Here is a 20,730-nt window from a genome sequence, read left to right as displayed (position 1 = left end):
TGATAACATCTTAAGTTTAGGGAAAGAGGCTCAGAGTGTCAATCGTTGTAAGAATATGCAAGATCGAAGGAAGATTCCTTGAGTCAAGAGAAAAAAGAGAATAAAATAATAGATGATGCACGTTTATATTATTTAAACCATATAAGTACAGGCGTTATATATAGAGAGAGGACGTCCCTTTAAAGGATGGGAGGAAAATTTCATGCTTCATACACGAGTACCTCATATAGAGGAGATTATCGGGGAGGCCATAAAGAAAGCGAAGCAGTCTGATCAACCTCAGTTGGTCAGTGTGGTGGATCGCATTGATTATACCGATCCTTACTCCTTTTTATATGCTGGACAAGGAATCGATCAGCACCGTTTATTTTGGAAGAGTGCTGAGGAACCTTTTACTTTAGTGGGAGTCGGTGCGGTCACACGGATGACCTCTACCGACCAAAATAGATTCACACAATTACAAGCGGAGTGGAACAGCTTGATTGATGGGGCTATAACATATGATGAGTTCGGACAGAAAGGTACGGGCATTGTCTCCATGGGAGGATTCAGCTTCGACCCGGAAGAGAAAAACGAAAGGCCCTGGGAGTCATTCGAAGAAAGTCGTTTAACGGTTCCTGCCTTTTTACTGACGAACCACGGCTATCAATCCTATTTGACATCTAATTTCATGATCTATCCAGAGGATCATCAAAAGCAGATCATACGGGAGTGGAAAGATAACTGGGATGAGCTTTTGGACACACAGGATTTCCAGTTTCAACTTCCGGTCCGTTCAGGAGAGAAAGAGATCGATCCGGAAGAATGGAAGGAGTCTGTTCTTCAAGCCACTGTCGATATTAAACGGGGCGTTTTAGAGAAAGTTGTATTAGCAAGAGAGCTTCAAGTGAAGTTTGAGCAACCCGTACAACTGGAAGCTGTTCTGAAAGCATTGGCGGAAACTCAGACTAACAGCTACATCTTTTCTTTCGAAAGCAACGGGGAGCACTTTATTGGTGCGACTCCAGAGCGTCTGGCTAAGCTGGAACAACAGCAGTTGATCTCGACTTGCCTCGCAGGAACGATTCCCCGTGGGCATACAGAAGAGGAAGATCGTAAGCTCGGTCAAGAGTTGCTTTATGATCCGAAGAACAGACAAGAGCACCAATTTGTTGTGGAAATGATCAAAGAAGCTGTAGAGGCTTGCAGTCATGATGTTCAAATACCGAAGGCACCTGTGATTTATCCGCTTCGTAACTTACAGCATTTATATACGCCAGTATCGGCGACGCTTGACCCAGGTTATACCCTGCTTGATGTAATCGAAAGACTTCACCCGACTCCAGCTTTAGGTGGACTTCCACAGAAGAAATCAGTGGAATATATCAGAGAATATGAGTCGCTCAACCGCGGGTGGTATGCCGGACCTGTTGGTTGGATGGATGACCGCAATAACGGGGAGTTCGCGGTTGCCATTCGCTCCGCTCTTTTGCAAGGTGATAAAGCGTCCTTGTTTGCGGGGTGTGGGGTAGTCGAAGATTCCGACCCGATTGCCGAGTACGAAGAAACGGCCGTTAAATTACAGCCGATGCTGTCTGTCTTAGGAGGATGTTGATGGAACACGTGGAGGCATTATCAAAATATGTAACACATTTCGTGGATCAATTGGCTTACTCGGGAGTCAAGGAGGTCGTTATCTCTCCTGGCTCCCGTTCTACTCCACTGGCCATGACTTTTGCAGCTAGTGAAGATATTAACCATTGGGTCCATCTTGATGAGCGTTCCGCCGCTTTCTTCGCATTAGGAATTGCGAAAGAACGTCAAGAACCTGTTGCTCTCGTATGTACGTCAGGGACAGCGGCGGCTAACTACTACCCAGCGATTGTAGAGGCGTATCAGAGTCGCATACCCTTAATAGTGTTAACGGCTGATCGACCTCATGAGCTGAGAGAAGTCGGTGCCCCGCAGGCGATCAATCAAATAAAAATGTACGGGGATTATGTCTTGTGGTATCAAGACCTTGCCTTACCTGAGGTCGGTCTTTCTAAGTACGTAAGGCGCCAAGCTGCGAGAGCAGTAGATGAGGCTAGTGGGAAAAGAATGGGACCCGTTCACTTGAATATCCCGTTCAGGGAACCGTTAATTCCTGATTTTACGATGGATGGTCTCTGGCGAGATGGCGCCCAGCCTGTTCCAAGATCGCTGAAAGGGAAATGGACCGTTGATGAGGATACAATAGTTTCGTTAACAGAGAAATTCAAAGGGAAAGAAAGAGGAATCATCGTGGTAGGTCCGCAAATGGAGGATGAACTGGCTCATGCTGTGACGACGCTTGCCCATCGCTTGGGTGCTCCTGTACTGGCAGACCCTCTTTCCAAGCTTCGTACAGGGGAACATGATAAGCGTAACGTCATAGAGAACTATGACACTATTCTGAAGTCGGAAACCATTCGTGAATCATTACGGCCGGATTATATTCTGCGCTTCGGTGCTATGCCCGTTTCCAAAGCTTATTTGAAGTGGGTACGTGGATTGGACATCGATCATTACATTGTGGATACAGAGAACAGCTATAGAGAACCAGCTGGTATAGCTGCGAACTTTATATGGTCCGACGCCGTTCCGTTCTGCGAGGAATGCACGAACCGATTAGCGCAGGAAGGGAAAGAAACGGACTGGTTGGAGCATTGGCAGCAAATGAATCAGACTGCAAAGACCCTTATGTTAGCTGAACCTGATCACAACTTGAACGAAGGGCATTCGATTGTTCATTTAGCGGACGCTATTCCGGATGAGTCTGTATTGTTTGTCGGAAACAGTATGCCGATCCGTGATGTGGACAGCTTTTTCATGTCTACGCCGAAACACGTTGACGTAATGGCCAATCGTGGTGCGAATGGAATTGATGGTGTCATCTCAACCGCTATCGGAATCGCATCCACTGGTAAGAAGACGACGCTGCTTCTAGGAGATGTATCCTTCTTCCATGATTTGAATGGACTTTGGATGGCGAAGAATAAAGATATCCCTCTGAAGATTGTATTGATCAACAACGACGGAGGAGGTATTTTCTCTTACCTTCCACAGGTCAAGCATCCAGAGCACTTCGAAGAGCTGTTCGGCACGCCTGTCGGTCTAGATTTCACGAAAGCTTTGGAAATGTACGGAGCAAGTCATACCAAAGTGACATCATGGGAAGCGTATAAACAGGCGTTAAAAGATGTGTACGAAGAAAGTGGTCTGTCTGTTATAGAAGTGATAACAAATCGCACAGATCACGTCGATTTCCACCGCGCGAAGTGGAAGAAGGTAGAAGAAGCCATTCTGAACGGAAGTGAAGTGTGATGTACAGGCATGTAGAAGGCCGCAACTATTGGGTGGAAGAGCAGGGAGAGGGTCAGCCGCTGCTCCTATTGCACGGATTTACAGGTACGCTGCATACGTTCGACGAAGTCGTTGAGGGTTTGGAGGGCTATCGCCTCATTCGAGTCGATTTGCCCGGCCACGGTAAAACTGGAGTTATTGGCAATGTAACAATGGAAGAGTTTTGTCGTGACTTATCTCTTTTGTTAGAAGATAGGGGACTTGATTCTGTAGCATTGCTAGGATATTCTCTTGGCGGACGCACAGCCCTCTCGTTCGCTCAATTATACCCTGAAAAAGTGGATCGTTTGCTGCTCGAAAGTGCTTCCCCTGGTTTGGCTACTTCCAAAGAACAACTGGCGAGGCAGGCAAAAGACAAGGCGCTTGTGGACAAAATGGTTCAAGAAGGAATAGAAGCATTCGTTAACTACTGGGAGACTTTACCCCTATTTGAATCTCAACAAGCTTTGTCTGAAGAGAAGAGAAGCATGATACGCAAGGAGCGCTTAGGTCAATCTCCATCCGGACTCAGCCAGTCTCTTATGGGAATGGGGACAGGGGTTCAGCCCTCATGGTGGGATCAGCTTCCGACTTTGGATGTGCCAGTCTTGTTAGTCACAGGGGAGCTTGATGACAAGTTCCGGCAGATCAATCAACACATGCATAAAGAGCTTCTGAATTCAGAATGGATAGAAGTCGAACAGACTGGTCATGCGATTCATGTTGAGAAACCGAGCATTTTTGCTAAAATAGTAGATGAGTTCATGATACAATAATACATGGATGTAAGCGGTATTCCGCGATAAATAAGGAGGATTATTTATGTCTTTTGATTGGGTTCGCGAACGCGAATATGAAGATATTTTATACGACACATTTGAAGGTATCGCTAAAATCACCATCAACCGTCCTGAGGTACGAAACGCTTTCCGTCCTCAAACGGTACATGAGTTGATCGATGCATTCGCTTATGCTCGTGACGATTCTAAGATCGGTGTTATCGTTCTTGCTGGAGCAGGAGACGATGCATTCTGTGCTGGAGGAGACCAAAAAGTACGCGGTCACGGCGGTTATGTGGGAGACGACCATATTCCTCGCTTGAACGTACTTGATCTACAGCGTCTGATCCGAGTGATTCCTAAGCCTGTAGTGGCAATGGTCTCCGGTTATGCAATCGGTGGCGGTCATGTACTACATATTGTTTGTGACCTTACTATTGCAGCCGACAACGCTATCTTCGGTCAAACAGGACCGAAAGTAGGAAGCTTCGACGCTGGATACGGAGCAGGCTTGCTTGCACGTATCGTCGGACACAAGAAAGCCCGTGAAATCTGGTACCTATGCCGTCAGTACAGTGCGAAAGAAGCGGAAGATATGGGACTAGTCAACACCGTTGTACCGCTTGATCAACTCGAAGCAGAAGTTGTTCAATGGGGGCGTGAAATGTTGGAGAAATCCCCAACTGCTCTTCGCTTCTTGAAAGCTTCCTTCAACGCCGATACAGATGGACTAGCAGGACTTCAACAAATGGGTGGAGACGCAACATTGCTATACTACACGACAGATGAAGCTAAAGAAGGTCGTGACGCCTTTAAGGAGAAGAGAAAGCCGGACTTCGATCAGTTCCCTCGCTTCCCTTAATGTTATAAAGAATGATCAAAAGGGGCACCCACAAGGGTTGCTCCTTTTCTTTCATGATTGGAGGAATTCCTATGGGTGAGAAAATCCCACATTGGTTAGATAAACAAGCTGAAACGAATCCGAACAAAACAGCCATACGACAATCAGATGGAGAGATTGTAACCTTTAAGGAACTACGAAATGAGAGTAGGCAGATTGCTTATGGCTTGAGAGGACTCGGAGTTCGAAAGGGTACTCATATCGCTTTGCTAGCTGAAAACCATAAAGAAGTTCCCGCTTTCATTCATGCCAGCAGCTATGCTGGAGCTGTGCTCGTCTTGTTGAACACTCGTTTGACACCAGCCGAACTTGCCTTTCAACTTGAGGATGCAGAGGTCCAATTCCTCTTTACTAGCAATTCGCTTAAGGGCCGTGGGGAAGAAGCCAGCCAACACTTACCTATCCGCCAATATTCCTTGGAAGAGATTCCGCGAGATGCTGGGGAATCTGATGTAGAGGAAGAGTTCGACTTGGATGATGTGTACACGATGATGTACACATCGGGAACAACAGGTAACCCGAAAGCTGTCATGCACACTTACGGGAACCACTGGCATAGTGCTATTTCCTCTGCGCTTAATATGGGGCTTCATGAAGAGGATCAATGGCTCGTCTGTCTGCCTCTATTTCACGTTGGAGGCTTTTCAATCTTGATGAAAAGTGTTGTGTATGGCATGACCATTGAATACATGGGAACGTTCGATGAGAAAATAATTCAGGAAGCGATTTTTGAAAGAGGAATAACGCATGTATCTGTCGTCACAGTAATGTTGAGGAGATTGCTCGATCACTTGGGAGAAGCCTCTTACCCGGAACATTTCCGCTGCATGCTGCTCGGTGGTGGTCCGGTTCCGAAACCTCTACTTGAACGTGCAGCTGAACGACGTATACCCGTTTTTCAAACGTATGGTATGACGGAGACGTCTTCCCAAATCGCAACGCTCGACCCTTCTTCGGCTCTTAGAAAGCTAGGTTCAGCAGGTAGACCATTAAGTACCGCGCAGCTACTCGTGGATGCGGAGAAAGAATATGAAGTAGGTGAGATCCTTGTTCGTGGGCCAATGGTTTCTAAGAAGTATTATAACCGTGAAGCGAGTGATGAAGCATTCTTCCGTACAGGAGATCTCGGATACAAAGATGAAGAAGGGTTTCTGTATGTTGTCGACCGTGTGAAAGATGTCATTATTTCGGGTGGAGAGAATGTGTATCCGGCAGAAATAGAGAGCGTATTATCGAGTTTTCCAGGAGTGATCGAGGCAGGGGTCACAGGAATCGCCAATGAGAAGTGGGGAGAGGTTCCGGCTGCTTTTCTAGTTCTCGAAGAGCACACACTGTGGAACCAGGAAGAGATGGAGCGTTTTTTGGAAGATAAGTTGGCCAAGTATAAACGCCCTCATGTATATCATATTGTTCCGGAATTACCGAGGAATGCATCCAACAAATTAGTGAGACGCAGGCTTCCCTCGTTAGTAGAGGAGCATAAGGATGAATGTTGAACAGATTCAAATGCAAGAAGTAGAGCTCGCTTTAAAAGTCCCTTTCCGTACCCATCAAGGGACCGTTCATAGTCGTAAATTGATTATAGTCAAAGCCATTGATAGAGAGGGAAGGGTCGGATATGGAGAGGTGACAGCGTTCGAAACCCCTTTCTATACGGCTGAAACGAATGATACAGCTTGGTATCTCATCAAAGAAATACTTCTGCCTTCTTTGGATCTACCGTCTATACTTCATCCCGAAGATTTTGCAAACGCCGTTTCCTCCATACAAGGTCATCCTATGGCAAAGGCGGGAGTCGAAGGAGCTTTGTGGGACCTTTTCGCTAAGCAATCCGGAAAGAGCTTGAAAAATCTCATAGGAGGAACGAGAGAAACAGTGAAAGCAGGAGCTGTCCTTAGCCTATCCTCTTCGTTGGAACAAGATATCAAACAGTTGAAGCAAGAAGGATATCAACGATTCAAATTAAAGGTAAAAAAAGGGGAGGAACGTGAGCTTATCGAAGCCGTGCAAGCTATCGATCCTGAGCTTCCGATTATGATTGATGCAAATGGTCAATATACAGAAGCGGATATAGAGCACGTTCAATCCCTTGATGATGCGAATCTGTTAATGATCGAGCAACCTTTCAGAGCGGGTGATTTTTATCTGCATCGTTCACTCCAGGCGAAGATGGTCACTCCGATTTGTCTAGATGAATCGATTATGAGTGCAGAAGATGCTATTCAAGCAATCCGTTTAAAAAGTGGCAGTATCATCAATATTAAAATAAGTCGTGTAGGTGGTTTATCAGCAGCGCTGCGCATACATGATTATTGTAAGCAACATAACGTGCCAGTATGGTGCGGAGGAATGGTGGAATCAGGCATTTCCAAGGCTCATAACATTGCCCTTGCATCCCTTGAACAATTCACTATTCCAGGTGACCTCTCTGGCTCCTCTCGTTACTTTGAGAAGGACCTTGTCAGCCCTTTACTTGAGGTGGTTAACGGAGAGATGATTGTGCCGCAAGGTGATGGGATCGGGGTTAATGTTGATGAAGAATATATGGAAAAACAGACGATTCGCTCTTTTACTTTTGAAGTTTACTCATAAGGATCATTCTTATGGCTCAAACTATTCAAAAGGAGGGCTGATCGTGGACAAAAATAAATATTACGTAAATATTGCCACTAAAGAGATTTCGCTTAATAAAGATGGGAACAATGATGAATTCATCGTTCAAGCAACAGAAGATGAAATTCTTACTTTAAGAGAAATATTCGATGAAATTGAGATGGCGGATAATGAATCGTTTTGGCGTTCTCACGTTCCATTCCAACCCTATCATCAAGACCAGGCCAATGATGACTTTGATGCAGCTATGAAGGTGGCGTTTCAAAAGATTTATGACTGGGGAGAAGATGAAACGAAGGCTTTGATTAAAGAGATGAACGTGCTGGAATTGTAGAAAAGGCTGCTCCTTCTCGGGGCGGCTTTTTTCGGTGTCGAAAAGATACTTCCGGTTCTATTAAGTTTGTGAAGCGGTGTTGGAGAAACAGGTCGCTTTCCAAGGGCGTCCGCTGAGCCTCCTTCCCTTCGGTCGTGCGGGGTCTCAGACTGTACTATGCTCCCGTAGGAGTCTCCCTGTTTCTCCAACCCCTTTACTAAAAGAAGCTTGAACCTCTATAGCTGGCTAACGTTAAATCAAAAGGGAGCTCCTTATAGTTTTTTGCTCAATCACTTTAACACGCTGCACGCTAACATTTATCAGAAGTTATCATCTTAAAAGAAACCGATCCAAAGCTGGACCGGTTTCTTTGTAATTTTATGGAGTTTGACCTAAATCGGGCATTTCTTGAGCGTTTTGGATGACCTCTTCTGGGACGGTGATTTCACCGACTTCGTTGAATTTACTATACGATCCTTCCATCGATTGATCGATGGTCACTTTCTCCCCGTCTTGTTCGATGGTCATATTCATATCGACTACCATGTGTTTAGGGTAGTAGCTTTCTTTATCGATCGTGTATTCATAGTTGATGCTGTTTATGGTAACGCTCTCCATCATGTCTTCTGGGAATGTTCCTTCCGGGAGCATGTCACTCATAGTATCTTCCAGCATTTTCTGCACATCCTCTCCACTGGAGGAGAAGGTTAATACATAATTTGAATCTTCCATTTCCATAGTGAACTCGTCGATGTAATCTTCGACTTGTTTCAGCTGCTCAACTGGAGTCTGCTGCTTAGAAGATAGGGCATTCAGTTGCTCCATCATCTCTTCAGGTGCTTTTAACCATCCTTCTTGTTCGGATGGTTTGATGAATAGTCCTTCTTCTGTGTAGTATTGTTCCATTTCCGTATTGCCCATCATATCCATCTCGATTGTCTGGTGAAATGCCATGGGGTCCATCTGAATTTCAGAATCAAGGGTTGTCGTGATTGGGACACCGGTTGGTAGTGGGGACGAACCTTCTTCTGCGTCTGTTTCAAACGTTTGTTCTGAAACAACTTCCATAGCGAAGTTATCTAAGTTCTCACTAGCTTCTGTAGCTTTTGAGAACACTTCTTCGAGTTCTTGGGCTTCTTCAGCCGAGCATGCTGCAAGTACAATAGTCATAGCCAACAGGCCGATAAGTGCAATTCGTTTCTTCATCAATGTGATTCCTCCCTTTTCTTCTTAATCGTACATACGAAGAAATAATGAAAAGGTTTCGTTTATTTCAAATGTTTACCAAAAATATTCAGAGGAATAATAGAGAAAGAATTAGTCTCTCTAGTTTGTATTTGCGGTGGCTTGTGGTACGATTTAAAAAGAAGCGATTCAAGGTACGACCTAAAAAAGTCACGTAAACATAATGCGTTAAAGGCAGTTGATCAAGCATGAAAACTTTTTATGATTTTTATCATAATCCAGTGAAATTATCGTTCGAAGACCATCCATTCTCAAAGTCGCCGAAACATGTATGGGTCATTTGCCGTTATCAGGACCAATGGCTCCTGACCAAACATAAAGACCGGGGATTGGAATTTCCGGGAGGGAAAGTAGAAGAGGGAGAATCGGCTCGAGATGCAGCCATTAGAGAAGTGAAAGAGGAGACAGGGGCTGAGATCGAAAAGCTTACTTACGTAGGGCAGTATATGGTGGAAGGGAAAGGCGGAACGATCATAAAGAATGTCTATTATGCTGTCGTGTCGCACCTTACCGACCAGAACCACTACTTTGAAACCCATGGTCCCGCTTTACTTCAAGAACTTCCGAAAAAAATTAAGCACAATAAACGGTATAGCTTCATGATGAAGGATGAGGTATTGCCAGAGTGCCTGTTGAAAATCAATAATGAGGCATAATTAGAAACCCGGACGACTGAGTGTCGTCCGGGTTTCGATTTATATGAGGAGATGAGGAAACGTATTCAGGAACTGTGGTAAGCAGGTCCGGCTTGCTTGATGTCCTCACTTACATAAGAGAACTTGCTGAAATTGTTATGGAATTGATCCGCTAATTGTTTTGCTTTCTCATCGTACTTATCTGGATTATCCCACGTATTCTTAGGAACTAATACGTCATCCGGTACACCAGGGCACTGCATAGGAATGTGTAAGCCGAAGATCGGATCCTGTACGAATGTAGCTGAATCCAATTCCCCTTTTAAAGCAGCTTGGATCATCGAGCGAGTGTAGGAGAGTTTCATTCTAGACCCTTCCCCGTAAGGTCCTCCTGTCCATCCCGTATTGACCAAGTATACTTGCGAATCGAACTGGTCAATCTTCTCGCCGAGCATTTCTGCATACGCTGCCGGAGCTAGTGGAAGGAATGGGGAACCGAAGCAAGCGGAGAAAGTCGCCTGTGGTTTTGTGATTCCACGCTCTGTTCCAGCTAATTTACTGGTGTAACCACTTAAGAAGTGATACATCGCTTGTTCTTTTGTTAGTTTGCTGATCGGAGGCAAGACCCCAGTCGCATCGGCAGTTAAGAAAATGATGGCGTTCGGATGACCGCCAACACTTGGCTTCACGGATTGATCGATGTGGTCTAATGGATAGGCAGCACGTGTGTTTTCCGTTAAGGATGTGTCATTGTAATCCGCCTGTCGTGTTTCCGAATCCAAAACAACATTCTCTAGTACAGCACCGAACCGGATAGCATCAAAGATCTGTGGTTCCTTTTCTTGGGAGAGGTTGATGCATTTTGCATAACATCCACCTTCCATGTTGAACACGCCTTGGTCGGACCAACCATGTTCGTCATCGCCGATCAACCCTCGAGCTGGATCTGCTGATAAAGTAGTTTTACCAGTACCGGAAAGGCCGAAGAATAAAGCGACATCCCCGCGTTCTCCTACATTAGCAGAACAGTGCATAGGCAGGACGTCTCTTTTTGGAAGCATGTAATTCATGACAGAAAAAATGGATTTCTTAATTTCACCAGCGTATTCGGTTCCGCCGATTAGAACAATTCGATGTTTGAAAGAAACCATTACGAAAGCTTCAGAGTTTGTGCCGTCTTTTTCTGGGTCTGCTTTGAAAGTAGGGGCGGAGATAACCGTAAACTCTGGGTCGTGTTCCTTCAATTCATCTTTCCCTGGTCTGATGAACATCTGCTGTGCAAAAAGGTTATGCCAGGCAAATTCATTAAGGACTTGAATCGGAAGCCTGTAGTCTTGATCAGCGCCTGCATATCCTTTAAAAGAATAGATTTCTTCTTTTGTCTTTAAGTAGTCGAGTACTTTATGGTACAAATTAGTAAATACATCTTCCTCGATAGGTTGGTTTACAGAGCCCCAATCGACATCTTTGGAGGAATGATTGTCTTTGACAATGAATTTATCTTTCGGCGATCTTCCTGTGTAGGCGCCTGTAGTCGAACGAACGGCCCCTTTATCTGTTAACACGCCCTCGTTTCTTGCTACAATTTTTTCTACTAGTTGTGGTACTGACAATTGATGTTGAACGTGTTCTTGAGCTAATAAGACGTTCAGTTCTGACATTTGATTAATCGCACTCATCGCGTCTACCCGCCTTTTTTATAGAATTTATGATTCGTGGATGACTGAATGTGAAATTAGTATAACACATTCATTTGAATAGTCCATACTGATGTTGAAAATGCTTTCAAAAATCTTAAATTTCTATCCTGACACCCAGTCAGAATGGCATTACAGCCATTCCATTCAAAAAAGAATTGTGTCTTTTATCATATGTAGCTAATACAAATTCGTTTGTGTAAAGGAAAGAAGTGGATTCCGTTGACATGGGACAGGACTTTCGATACGATAAATTTCGAACGGATACTCTCTTATCCAGAGTAGGTGGAGGGACAGGCCCTTTGAAGCCCAGCAACCGTCATGCTTTGACATGGTGCTAACCTGAAGCAAGGAGGTCACGAACTCCTTGGACGATAAGAGCGAAAGGAAGCGAACCCCTTTCCTCGACAGACAGGAAGGGTTTTTTCTTTTTGTATGGAAATGATACGTTTCAAGGCTGCCCATGAGGTTGTGACATACATTCATATAAATGTGTAGAAACTGATTTTCTCTTCTGCACAACTGGTAAAGAGTTCCGTCTAATACTTTGTTACTTACAGAAGGAGGAGTCTACAGAATGCCAGCCAACCGCCGGTTATTCACATCAGAATCTGTAACGGAAGGTCACCCGGATAAGATTTGTGACCAGATCTCTGATGCTATTCTAGATGAAATTTTAAAAAACGATCCAAATGCAAGAGTCGCATGTGAGACAACAGTGACTACGGGGCTCGTACTCGTTTCAGGAGAAATCAGTACGAATACTTATGTAGATATTCCAGCTATTGTTCGCCAAACAATTAAAGATATTGGTTATACGCGTGCTAAATACGGCTTCGATGCCGATACGTGTGCGGTTCTGACTGCAATTGATGAACAATCCCCTGATATCGCAGGTGGCGTAGACGTGGCATATGAATCACGTGAAGGTCAAATGAGTGAAGATGAAATTGAAGCGATTGGTGCTGGTGACCAAGGCTTGATGTTCGGCTATGCTAATAATGAAACAAAAGAATTGATGCCTTTGCCGATTGCGCTTGCTCACAAGTTATCAAAGCGATTATCCGATGTGCGAAATGATGGTACGTTAGAATACTTGCGTCCTGATGGAAAAACGCAAGTGACAATCGAGTATGATGAGAATGATAAGCCGGTTCGTGTCGACACGATCGTTATCTCCACTCAGCATTCAGAAGAAGTGACGCTAGAGCAAATTCAAAAAGACTTGAAGAAACATGTCATCGATCCGGTAGTTCCGGCTGGCTTCATCGATGATCAAACGAAATACTTCATTAATCCGACGGGAAGATTTGTCATTGGAGGACCACAAGGCGATGCTGGATTAACCGGTCGTAAGATCATCGTAGATACGTACGGTGGTTATGCACGTCACGGCGGTGGTGCGTTCAGTGGTAAGGATGCGACGAAAGTGGACCGTTCCGCTGCCTATGCCGCTCGTTACGTTGCCAAAAACATCGTAGCAGCAGGGTTGGCAGATCAAGTTGAAGTTCAGCTTGCTTATGCAATTGGTGTCGCTCAACCAGTATCCATTTCTATTAACACAAATGGAACAGGTACCGTTTCTGAAGAGAAATTGGTAGAAGCGGTCCGCGCGTTGTTCGACCTTCGCCCAGCAGGAATCATTAAAATGTTGGATCTTCGTCGTCCTATCTACCGCGAAACAGCGGCTTACGGTCATTTCGGCCGCACGGATGTTGAATTCCCTTGGGAAAGAACAGATAAAGCAGAAGAACTTAAAGGCCGTTTTCAATAAAAAGAGAGCCCAGGATATTATCCTGGGCTCTTTTCTAATTTTATAGTTTCTTATAGTGTTGTCCTTTTTCCACATAGCTCTTCCGGATTCTATTCATTTCGCTGAAATCATCATCCGTCAGCTCGCGAACCACTTTCGCTGGCCGTCCGAAAGCGAGTGTGCGTGGAGGGATTTTCTTACCTGGAGGTACAAGACTGCCGGCTCCTATGAATGCTTCCTCGCCAATCTCAGCTCCGTCTAAAATGAGAGAGCCCATACCAATCAGTGCATTTTCTCGGATTTTGGCAGAGTGTAAAGTTACTTGGTGGCCTACTGTTACCCCATCTTCTATGATCAGCGGCTGATTAGGACTTTGGTGCAACATGCTGAGGTCTTGGATATTCGTTTGGTTCCCGATATGTACAGGCGCAACATCTCCCCTGATGACAGTCTTGAACCAGATACTTGCTTCTTTACCAATTGTCACATCACCTGTAATCACCGAATCTTCTGCGATGAAAGCACTGAAATCGATGTCCGGTACTTTTCCTTTATATTCGCAAATCATACGCTACCCCCTTATAATGTCAGTATATTCAGTATAGCAAATCAAAGGGGGGCATGTTGGATGAAAACGTGGAATGTAGAAGACTGTAAGGCGACAATAGTCATTGTACATGGCGCCTTTGAGCATAGTGGAAGGTACGAAACATTGGCAAGGGAGTTTCAGAAAGATGGATTCACAGTTATATACGGAGACTTGCCAGGACAAGGGGAGACGGACGGGAAAGCAGGACATATCAAATCTTTCCAACAATACATTGAGGCAGTTGGTTCTTGGATCGAAGGGGCAGATGCATCGAAGCCGGTCTTCTTATTAGGGCACAGTATGGGAGGTGCGGTTGCGATCCGCACCATGCAGACACTGAAACCAAATGTCAGAGGGGTTATCTTATCTTCTCCTGCAGCCGGCATACTGAATGGTGCAGGGCAGCCGCTTGAGGCGATTTCGAAGCTCCTCGACAAAGTAACACCATCGATGCGGGTGAAATCTCCAATGAAACCAGAGGCTGTAACACGAAACAAAAAAGTGATCGAGCAGGATTTGCAGGACCCTTTGATTCTGGATAAGGTTTCCGTTCGGTGGTATCATGAGTTTCGTAGAGCGATAAAGCAAGCATTCAAACAGATAGAGGAATTTCCGGATGTTCCTTTGCTTATCATGCAGGCAGAAGAAGATAAAATGGTAGATGTGGAGAAAACCAAAGAGTGGTTCAATCAAGTCAATTTGAAGGAAAAACAGTATAAACAATGGCCGAATTTGTATCACGAGCTCTATAATGAGCCAGAATGGAAAGAAGTGTATCGATATACAATTGATTTCATCGAGCGATTAGTGAAGTAAGAGGAGGATTCATCTTGGCTGATCAAGCACCACAAAATGCGGTTCATTTAATGTTTCACGTTTACAGAGGTGTATTTCCGAAAGTTCATCAAGAATTGAATCATTGGATTGAGCGTGCGAAAGAGATTCCGAATGAGGAGTTAAGAACGCAAGCCTTGATGAGCATCAAAGACAAAACGTTTCACTGCGAAGGTGGTGGAATATACAGTCTTCTGGCTGGTTCCAATCGTAAAGAAGCCATCCGCTTCATCGTAGCGTATCAAACTATAAGCGACTATTTAGATAACTTATGCGACCGAAGTACATCGATGGACCCGGATGATTTCAGGATGCTTCACCAGTCCATGATCGATGCTTTAACACCTGATCATCCGGTGAAGAATTATTACGCTTATCGAGAAGACCAGAATGATGGCGGATACCTTCAGGATTTGGTTGAAACGTGTCAATCCGTTCTGAGAGATGTGGATGACTATTCTATAGTACATCCCTACACACTAAAACTCGGCTCTTTGTATAGTGACCTTCAAGTACATAAGCATGTGAAGGAAGAAGAGCGTATTCCAAGATTGCAAAATTGGTTTGAAGGTCATCAGCGAGACTGGCCAGGGTTGGAATGGTATGAATTCTCCGCCTGTACCGGATCTACATTAGGGATTTTCTGTTTGGTTTCTTATCTGCTAAGCGGTCGGATGGACAAAGGATTAGCACAGCAGGTAGAGAAAAGTTATTTCCCGTTCATGCAAGGCTTGCACATCTTGCTTGATTACTATATTGACCAACAGGAAGATGAAGAAGAAGGGGATTTGAACTTCTGCTCTTACTATGCACACGAAGACGAGATGAAGGAACGTTTTTCTTACTTTGTAGAGCAGACACATGAAGAAATTCAGTTGCTTCCGGACCGTGCTTTTCACCAAATGATTCATGAAGGCTTGGTGGGGATGTATTTAGCCGATCGGAAGGTTGGTCGATTAGCGAATGGAAAGAACTTCGTAAAAGGGTTACTGAAAGTCAGTGGAAGAAAAGCGACTTTCTTTTATTTGAACACGAAGATGTATCATAAATTAAAGCCAGGGCGCTCTCTATAAGAGATCCCTGGCTTTTTTATTGTTTTTCTAATGCGATGATGAAAGGCGGGGTGTTTCTTTGGTTGATGAAGCCGTATTGAAGGGCTCGTACTTCTTTTTGTTCAAGCGATTCAACATATCGGAGAAGTGCCTCTTTCTCTTCTTTCCCACCAGGATGACCGTGGTAGACTACTAAAACAATCAAACCACCGGAACGAAGTTGGTTGAGCATTTCTTTTACCGAAGCGATTGTTTCCTCTGGCTTCGTTACAATGGATTTATCACTACCAGGCAAGTAACCTAAGTTGAAAATCCCGGCTTGGACTTGTCCTCTATGTTCGTCAGATAAGTAATGGCCGATCTTAGAATGAGAGTCGTGGATGAGAGTGGCTCTTGATAACATGTTGTGTTCGTTCAAACGTTCTTTCGTATTTTCGATAGCTGCGGGTTGTATATCGAATCCATAAACATGCCCGCTCTCTCCGGTAAGATTCGCAAGGAACAGCGTATCATGACCATTTCCGCAAGTCCCGTCCACTGCAATATCTCCGTCTTTTAACGAATCTTTCATTAAAGAGTGTGCGTATTCTAATATGCGTTGTAATGCCATTTCGAAAACCTCCTTTATTTCCTGAGCAATTGTAGCATATAAAAACCTGTATCACATGGATACAGGTTAGCGCTTCGTTTTCGGTTTCTTTCTATATTTCTGGATGGTGTCATAAGCTTTCTTAGCATAGCGCTTCGTTTCTTCCGGGTTCTTCTTGGCATATTGAATGCCTTTGCGGATTAGTTTCTTCAAATGATCACCTCATACTTTAAAGGATAATATAATTATTGCGGGTTGAAAAGTCATATGATGCCATACCTTGACAAAGCAGAAGCGTTTCATTAAGATACGAAATAGAATACATGAAGACGATGAAGAGGAGTAGTAGGGAAGTTTCAAGCATTCAGAGAGACAGCGGTTGGTGAAAGCTGTCCTTGTACTTCGTGAACTCACCTTGGATGTCGCAGAAGCGAACGATACCTAGTAGTTTCTGCCGGTGAAGTCGCCGATATCGACCTTCGAGTGAGCGTTTTTAAGAAACGTTAATTTGGGTGGTACCGCGGGAATCAAGCCTCTCGTCCCTTTTTATTAGGGATGTGAGGCTTTTTTATATTCTATAGATAAAAAATGAGGAGGAAAAGACATGGCTTTTGATCATAAGACGATTGAAAAGAAATGGCAGCAACACTGGCTTGAGAACAAGACGTTCAAAACAGATGGCCAGTCAGACAAAGAAAAGTTCTATGCCTTGGATATGTTTCCTTATCCATCAGGCGCAGGGTTGCACGTAGGTCACCCGGAAGGATACACGGCAACAGATATCCTGTCCCGTATGAAACGTATGCAAGGGTACGAAGTGCTACACCCTATTGGTTGGGATGCCTTCGGACTGCCTGCTGAGCAATACGCGCTTGATACAGGGAATGACCCTGAAGAATTCACAAAGAAAAACATTGATACATTCCGTCGCCAAATCCAAGAACTTGGTTTCTCTTACGACTGGGATCGTGAAGTGAATACGACGGACCCTAATTACTACAAGTGGACGCAGTGGATCTTCCTTAAACTATATGAAAAAGGGTTAGCTTACATTGACGAAGTGGCAGTTAACTGGTGCCCGGCACTTGGGACTGTACTTGCCAACGAAGAAGTAATTGATGGGGTAAGTGAACGTGGAGGTCACCCTGTAGAACGCCGTCCTATGAAGCAGTGGATGCTTAAGATCACAGCGTATGCAGATCGTTTGCTTGAGGACCTGGAAGATTTAGATTGGCCGGAGAGCATCAAGGACATGCAGCGCAACTGGATTGGGAAATCCGAAGGTGCAGAAGTTCGGTTCGATATCGAAGCAGATAAAGGGTCATTCGACGTTTTCACTACTCGACCTGATACGTTGTTCGGTGCAACATATGCAGTTGTAGCACCAGAACACCCGCTTGTTACAGATCTTGTAACTGCAGAACAGAAAGAAGCTGTCGACGCTTATGTTGAAAAAGCGAAGAACAAGAGCGATCTTGAACGTACAGACTTGGCTAAAGACAAGTCTGGTGTCTTCACTGGCTCTTACGCGATCAACCCAGTCAACGGGGAGAAGCTTCCAATCTGGGTAGCGGATTATGTATTGATGAGCTATGGAAGTGGCGCAATCATGGCAGTTCCAGCTCATGATGAGCGTGATTATGAATTTGCACAGAAATTCGACTTGCCGATCGTTCCTGTTGTAGAAGGTGGAGATACTTCTGAGGAAGCTTACACAGGTGACGGGAAGCACATCAACTCCGGTTTCTTAGATGGGTTGGAAAAAGACGAAGCAATTGAAAAGGCAATCGAATGGCTTGAAGAGAACGGCAAAGGCCAGAAGAAAACTACCTACCGTCTTCGCGACTGGTTGTTCAGCCGTCAGCGTTACTGGGGGGAACCAATCCCTGTCATTCACTGGGAGGATGGCTCGATCACAGCTGTTAAAGAAGAGAACCTTCCAATTGAACTTCCGAAAACAACGGAAATTAAACCTTCTGGTACTGGGGAATCCCCTCTTGCCAATATTGACGAGTGGGTCAACGTCGTCGATCCGGAAACTGGCATGAAAGGTCGCCGAGAGACGAACACCATGCCACAGTGGGCAGGAAGCTGCTGGTACTACTTGCGCTATATCGATGCATCAAACGATGACATCTTTGCGGATTACGATCTATTGAAGAAATGGCTTCCGGTAGATGTGTACATCGGTGGTGCAGAACACGCTGTTCTTCACTTGCTATATGCCCGTTTCTGGCACAAAGTGCTATATGATGCAGGAGTTGTGCCGACCAAAGAGCCATTCCAGAAATTGTTCAACCAAGGAATGATCCTAGGTGAAAACAATGAGAAGATGAGTAAATCCAAAGGAAATGTCGTAAATCCAGATGACATCGTTTATTCTCATGGTGCTGATACCCTTCGCCTATACGAAATGTTCATGGGGCCGCTTGATGCTTCTGTAGCTTGGTCTACAAACGGTCTGGATGGAGCACGTCGATTCCTAGACAGAGCTTGGCGTTTGTTCGTCCAAGACGGAGAACTATCTTCAGCTATAAAAGAAGATAGTCAAGACGATACGCTGGAGAAGGTTTACCACGAAACGGTGAAAAAAGTGACGGAGAACTTTGAAGAGCTTCGTTTCAATACGGGAATCTCTCAAATGATGGTTTTCATCAACGAAGCCTATAAAGCAGAAGAGCTGCCTAAGACCTATGTAGAAGGATTCGTAAAACTTCTATCACCAGTAGCTCCACACGTAACGGAAGAGCTTTGGGAGAAACTAGGGCACGAAGGAACAATCAGTTACCAAGCTTGGCCAACTTTCGATGAAAGCAAGTTGGTGGAAGATGAAGTGGAGATTGTTATTCAAGTACTAGGTAAAGTCCGGGCGAAGATGATGGTCAACAAAGATGCATCTAAAGAAGACTTGGAAAAACAAGCACTTGAAAATGAACAAGTCCAGCCTTGGCTTGAAGGGAAAACAGTTCGAAAAGTCATTGCCGTACCAGGCAAACTTGTTAATATCGTAGCAAATTAACAATATATTTAAGCCACCTCAGTTTATTGAGGTGGCTTTTTCCTTTATAATAGGTGGCATCTAGAAATGAAGAGGAGGAAGTACAGTGGCTCACATTGAAGAGATCTCACCAAAAGATGTCGAAAGAAAAATTGAACAAAATGAAAATACTTTCCTTATAGATGTAAGGGAGGATGAGGAAGTAGCAGAAGGTATGGTTCCTAATGCCAAACACATCCCTCTTGCCCAGATCCCTAATGAACTGGACAATCTTCCGAAAGAGCAGGAATATGTTATGATCTGCCGTTCGGGACGCCGCAGTATGAATGCAGCAGAATTTATGAAGGAGAGAGGATTCTCCAACGTGAAGAACATGGAAGGCGGCATGTTAAACTGGGACGGAGAACTTGTTTTCTAACTAAAGTGTTATGAGTATGATTTACGTTTATATAACCACCATCGTGTTGGTCGTCCTTCTAGCTTTGGGTTACAGACACTTAGCGAGCAGACCAAAGAAGTTAGAAGTTCGGGGGACGTCTTCTCGAAATGACTTCTGCATTATAGACATTCGTGATTATATTTCTTCCCACCGCTCGCCCTATCCGAATGCTGAAAACATTCCACTGAGTTACTTGAACAGGGAGATGAAAGAGCGATATGCGTGTAGGAAGGAAATCTTATTGATCACGGATGATTTTCGTGGAGCGAGGCTGGCAGCGAAAATAATAAGGAAAAATCAAAGTCAGACCATTTATTACGTACAGCCATAAAGAGTTTCTAAGCCATTTGCTTAGAAACTCTTTTCTGGTTTTTAATGTAGAAATCGCCGGCCGGAGCTATACAGAGCAAAGAGTGAACAAGATGATTATAAAAATACAATTAATCTAGCATTTGTCATTGACTTTCATTCTTCCAACTTGTATTATAGATAACGTTGCTTCTTTAAAGGAAGCGGCCGTTGAAAGAATATTCAACAAATTCTAACAACTGTATTGACACATCACAACATCATGTGCTAGAATTTGATTACTGTCGTAGGACAGGTTGATAATTTGATCTTTGAAAACTGAACGAACCAACCAGTACGTCAATATTTTTCTTCTTAGTGAAGAAAAGACAACGAAGCACATTCGGTGTGCAAATGAGCAAGTCAAACTTAACTTTTATGGAGAGTTTGATCCTGGCTCAGGACGAACGCTGGCGGCGTGCCTAATACATGCAAGTCGAGCGCAGGAAGCGAGCTGATCCCCTTCGGGGGTGACGCTCGTGGAATGAGCGGCGGACGGGTGAGTAACACGTGGGCAACCTGCCTGTAAGATCGGAATAACTCCGGGAAACCGGAGCTAATGCCGGGTAACATGTTCCTTCGCATGAAGGAACATTAAAAGAT

General features: G+C 44.5%; 19 protein-coding genes, 1 rRNA gene, 1 riboswitch and 1 other annotated feature. Of the genes, 15 read left to right on the top strand and 5 right to left on the bottom strand.

Annotation, left to right across the window (positions count from 1 at the left end; translation table 11 throughout):
- Window positions 1–202 precede the first annotated feature (202 nt).
- From E4663_RS12490 to E4663_RS12460, 7 genes are all read left to right on the top strand, one after another.
- Entirely contained in the window at window positions 203–1,594 is a 1,392-nt protein-coding gene (locus tag E4663_RS12490; protein ID WP_135327879.1) for an isochorismate synthase, read from the top strand.
- Entirely contained in the window at window positions 1,594–3,324 is a 1,731-nt protein-coding gene (gene menD / locus E4663_RS12485) for a 2-succinyl-5-enolpyruvyl-6-hydroxy-3-cyclohexene-1-carboxylic-acid synthase (RefSeq protein ID WP_135327878.1), read from the top strand. The genes E4663_RS12490 and menD overlap by 1 nt, the downstream gene beginning before the upstream one ends.
- On the top strand, window positions 3,324–4,118 hold the full coding sequence (gene menH / locus E4663_RS12480; protein WP_135327877.1) for a 2-succinyl-6-hydroxy-2,4-cyclohexadiene-1-carboxylate synthase: 795 nt from the start codon (window positions 3,324–3,326) through the stop codon (window positions 4,116–4,118). The genes menD and menH overlap by 1 nt, the downstream gene beginning before the upstream one ends.
- 46 nt (window positions 4,119–4,164) lie before the next feature.
- Complete coding sequence (menB, locus tag E4663_RS12475) at window positions 4,165–4,983, top strand: 1,4-dihydroxy-2-naphthoyl-CoA synthase (RefSeq protein ID WP_135327876.1); 819 nt, start codon at window positions 4,165–4,167, stop codon at window positions 4,981–4,983.
- Between the two features lie 71 nt (window positions 4,984–5,054).
- Entirely contained in the window at window positions 5,055–6,518 is a 1,464-nt protein-coding gene (locus E4663_RS12470) for an o-succinylbenzoate--CoA ligase (RefSeq protein WP_135327875.1), read from the top strand.
- Window positions 6,508–7,614: an o-succinylbenzoate synthase gene (menC, locus tag E4663_RS12465; protein WP_135327874.1), complete on the top strand. Its 1,107-nt coding sequence runs from the start codon at window positions 6,508–6,510 to the stop codon at window positions 7,612–7,614. Before E4663_RS12470 ends, menC begins: the two co-directional genes overlap by 11 nt.
- Before the next feature lie 43 nt (window positions 7,615–7,657).
- Window positions 7,658–7,969, top strand: a complete 312-nt coding sequence (locus tag E4663_RS12460; protein WP_079478389.1) for a hydrolase — start codon at window positions 7,658–7,660, stop codon at window positions 7,967–7,969.
- A 357-nt stretch (window positions 7,970–8,326) separates the two neighbouring features.
- On the opposite strand, the gene E4663_RS12455 is transcribed toward E4663_RS12460, so the two are convergent.
- On the bottom strand, window positions 8,327–9,154 hold the full coding sequence (locus tag E4663_RS12455; protein WP_135327873.1) for a DUF6612 family protein: 828 nt from the start codon (window positions 9,152–9,154) through the stop codon (window positions 8,327–8,329).
- Between the two features lie 227 nt (window positions 9,155–9,381).
- Here E4663_RS12455 and ytkD point away from each other — a divergent pair, with 227 nt between their 5' ends.
- Complete coding sequence (ytkD, locus tag E4663_RS12450) at window positions 9,382–9,849, top strand: RNA deprotection pyrophosphohydrolase (RefSeq protein ID WP_079478391.1); 468 nt, start codon at window positions 9,382–9,384, stop codon at window positions 9,847–9,849.
- 65 nt (window positions 9,850–9,914) lie between these two features.
- On the opposite strand, the gene pckA is transcribed toward ytkD, so the two are convergent.
- Window positions 9,915–11,507: a phosphoenolpyruvate carboxykinase (ATP) gene (pckA, locus tag E4663_RS12445; protein WP_135327872.1), complete on the bottom strand. Its 1,593-nt coding sequence runs from the start codon at window positions 11,505–11,507 to the stop codon at window positions 9,915–9,917.
- Between the two features lie 287 nt (window positions 11,508–11,794).
- A riboswitch (SAM riboswitch) is annotated at window positions 11,795–11,906 on the top strand.
- A 196-nt stretch (window positions 11,907–12,102) separates the two neighbouring features.
- Here pckA and metK point away from each other — a divergent pair.
- Window positions 12,103–13,299, top strand: coding sequence for a methionine adenosyltransferase (gene metK, locus E4663_RS12440; protein WP_135327871.1), 1,197 nt, complete (start codon window positions 12,103–12,105; stop codon window positions 13,297–13,299).
- A 40-nt stretch (window positions 13,300–13,339) separates the two neighbouring features.
- Here metK and E4663_RS12435 read toward each other — a convergent pair whose 3' ends face one another.
- The gene (locus E4663_RS12435; RefSeq protein ID WP_135327870.1) at window positions 13,340–13,846 is read right to left on the bottom strand and encodes a gamma carbonic anhydrase; all 507 of its coding nucleotides are present in this window, start codon (window positions 13,844–13,846) and stop codon (window positions 13,340–13,342) included.
- Window positions 13,847–13,906: 60 nt separating this feature from the next.
- Here E4663_RS12435 and E4663_RS12430 point away from each other — a divergent pair, with 60 nt between their 5' ends.
- On the top strand, window positions 13,907–14,683 hold the full coding sequence (locus E4663_RS12430) for an alpha/beta hydrolase (protein ID WP_135327869.1): 777 nt from the start codon (window positions 13,907–13,909) through the stop codon (window positions 14,681–14,683).
- Window positions 14,684–14,733: 50 nt separating this feature from the next.
- Window positions 14,734–15,774 carry a tetraprenyl-beta-curcumene synthase family protein gene (locus tag E4663_RS12425; RefSeq protein ID WP_135328118.1) on the top strand — a complete coding sequence of 347 codons (1,041 nt, stop codon included), beginning with the start codon at window positions 14,734–14,736 and terminating at the stop codon, window positions 15,772–15,774.
- A 16-nt stretch (window positions 15,775–15,790) separates the two neighbouring features.
- On the opposite strand, the gene mnmM is transcribed toward E4663_RS12425, so the two are convergent.
- Together mnmM and E4663_RS20275 are read right to left on the bottom strand one after the other, a co-directional pair.
- Complete coding sequence (gene mnmM, locus E4663_RS12420; RefSeq protein WP_079478396.1) at window positions 15,791–16,363, bottom strand: tRNA 5-(aminomethyl)-2-thiouridylate-methyltransferase MnmM; 573 nt, start codon at window positions 16,361–16,363, stop codon at window positions 15,791–15,793.
- A 66-nt stretch (window positions 16,364–16,429) separates the two neighbouring features.
- A complete protein-coding gene (locus E4663_RS20275; RefSeq protein ID WP_277752117.1) occupies window positions 16,430–16,555 on the bottom strand; it encodes a hypothetical protein in 126 nt (41 codons plus the stop codon).
- Between the two features lie 110 nt (window positions 16,556–16,665).
- Window positions 16,666–16,889, top strand: a binding site (T-box leader).
- A gap of 57 nt (window positions 16,890–16,946) precedes the next feature.
- On the opposite strand from E4663_RS20275, the gene leuS reads away from it, so the two are divergent.
- The 4 genes from leuS to E4663_RS12400 form a co-directional block, all read left to right on the top strand.
- The gene (leuS, locus tag E4663_RS12415; protein WP_079478397.1) at window positions 16,947–19,361 is read left to right on the top strand and encodes a leucine--tRNA ligase; all 2,415 of its coding nucleotides are present in this window, start codon (window positions 16,947–16,949) and stop codon (window positions 19,359–19,361) included.
- 85 nt (window positions 19,362–19,446) lie between these two features.
- Window positions 19,447–19,758: a rhodanese-like domain-containing protein gene (locus E4663_RS12410; protein ID WP_135327868.1), complete on the top strand. Its 312-nt coding sequence runs from the start codon at window positions 19,447–19,449 to the stop codon at window positions 19,756–19,758.
- A 10-nt stretch (window positions 19,759–19,768) separates the two neighbouring features.
- On the top strand, window positions 19,769–20,110 hold the full coding sequence (locus tag E4663_RS12405; protein ID WP_135327867.1) for a rhodanese-like domain-containing protein: 342 nt from the start codon (window positions 19,769–19,771) through the stop codon (window positions 20,108–20,110).
- 392 nt (window positions 20,111–20,502) lie between these two features.
- Window positions 20,503–20,730, top strand: a 16S ribosomal RNA gene (locus E4663_RS12400); the annotation flags it as partial.

This window comes from Halobacillus salinus, from assembly GCF_004684905.1.
GTDB classification, from domain to species: Bacteria; Bacillota; Bacilli; order Bacillales; family Halobacillaceae; genus Halobacillus; species Halobacillus salinus.
This window is presented reverse-complemented; position numbering and strand designations above follow the sequence as displayed.

Coding starts and splice junctions, on each gene's coding strand:
- E4663_RS12490 (WP_135327879.1), top strand. CDS start 203: ATGCTTCATACACGAGTACCTCATATAGAGGAGATTATCGGGGAGGCC.
- menD (WP_135327878.1), top strand. CDS start 1,594: ATGGAACACGTGGAGGCATTATCAAAATATGTAACACATTTCGTGGAT.
- menH (WP_135327877.1), top strand. CDS start 3,324: ATGTACAGGCATGTAGAAGGCCGCAACTATTGGGTGGAAGAGCAGGGA.
- menB (WP_135327876.1), top strand. CDS start 4,165: ATGTCTTTTGATTGGGTTCGCGAACGCGAATATGAAGATATTTTATAC.
- E4663_RS12470 (WP_135327875.1), top strand. CDS start 5,055: ATGGGTGAGAAAATCCCACATTGGTTAGATAAACAAGCTGAAACGAAT.
- menC (WP_135327874.1), top strand. CDS start 6,508: ATGAATGTTGAACAGATTCAAATGCAAGAAGTAGAGCTCGCTTTAAAA.
- E4663_RS12455 (WP_135327873.1), bottom strand. CDS start 9,154: ATGAAGAAACGAATTGCACTTATCGGCCTGTTGGCTATGACTATTGTA.
- ytkD (WP_079478391.1), top strand. CDS start 9,382: ATGAAAACTTTTTATGATTTTTATCATAATCCAGTGAAATTATCGTTC.
- pckA (WP_135327872.1), bottom strand. CDS start 11,507: ATGAGTGCGATTAATCAAATGTCAGAACTGAACGTCTTATTAGCTCAA.
- metK (WP_135327871.1), top strand. CDS start 12,103: ATGCCAGCCAACCGCCGGTTATTCACATCAGAATCTGTAACGGAAGGT.
- E4663_RS12435 (WP_135327870.1), bottom strand. CDS start 13,846: ATGATTTGCGAATATAAAGGAAAAGTACCGGACATCGATTTCAGTGCT.
- E4663_RS12430 (WP_135327869.1), top strand. CDS start 13,907: ATGAAAACGTGGAATGTAGAAGACTGTAAGGCGACAATAGTCATTGTA.
- E4663_RS12425 (WP_135328118.1), top strand. CDS start 14,734: ATGTTTCACGTTTACAGAGGTGTATTTCCGAAAGTTCATCAAGAATTG.
- mnmM (WP_079478396.1), bottom strand. CDS start 16,363: ATGGCATTACAACGCATATTAGAATACGCACACTCTTTAATGAAAGAT.
- leuS (WP_079478397.1), top strand. CDS start 16,947: ATGGCTTTTGATCATAAGACGATTGAAAAGAAATGGCAGCAACACTGG.
- E4663_RS12405 (WP_135327867.1), top strand. CDS start 19,769: ATGAGTATGATTTACGTTTATATAACCACCATCGTGTTGGTCGTCCTT.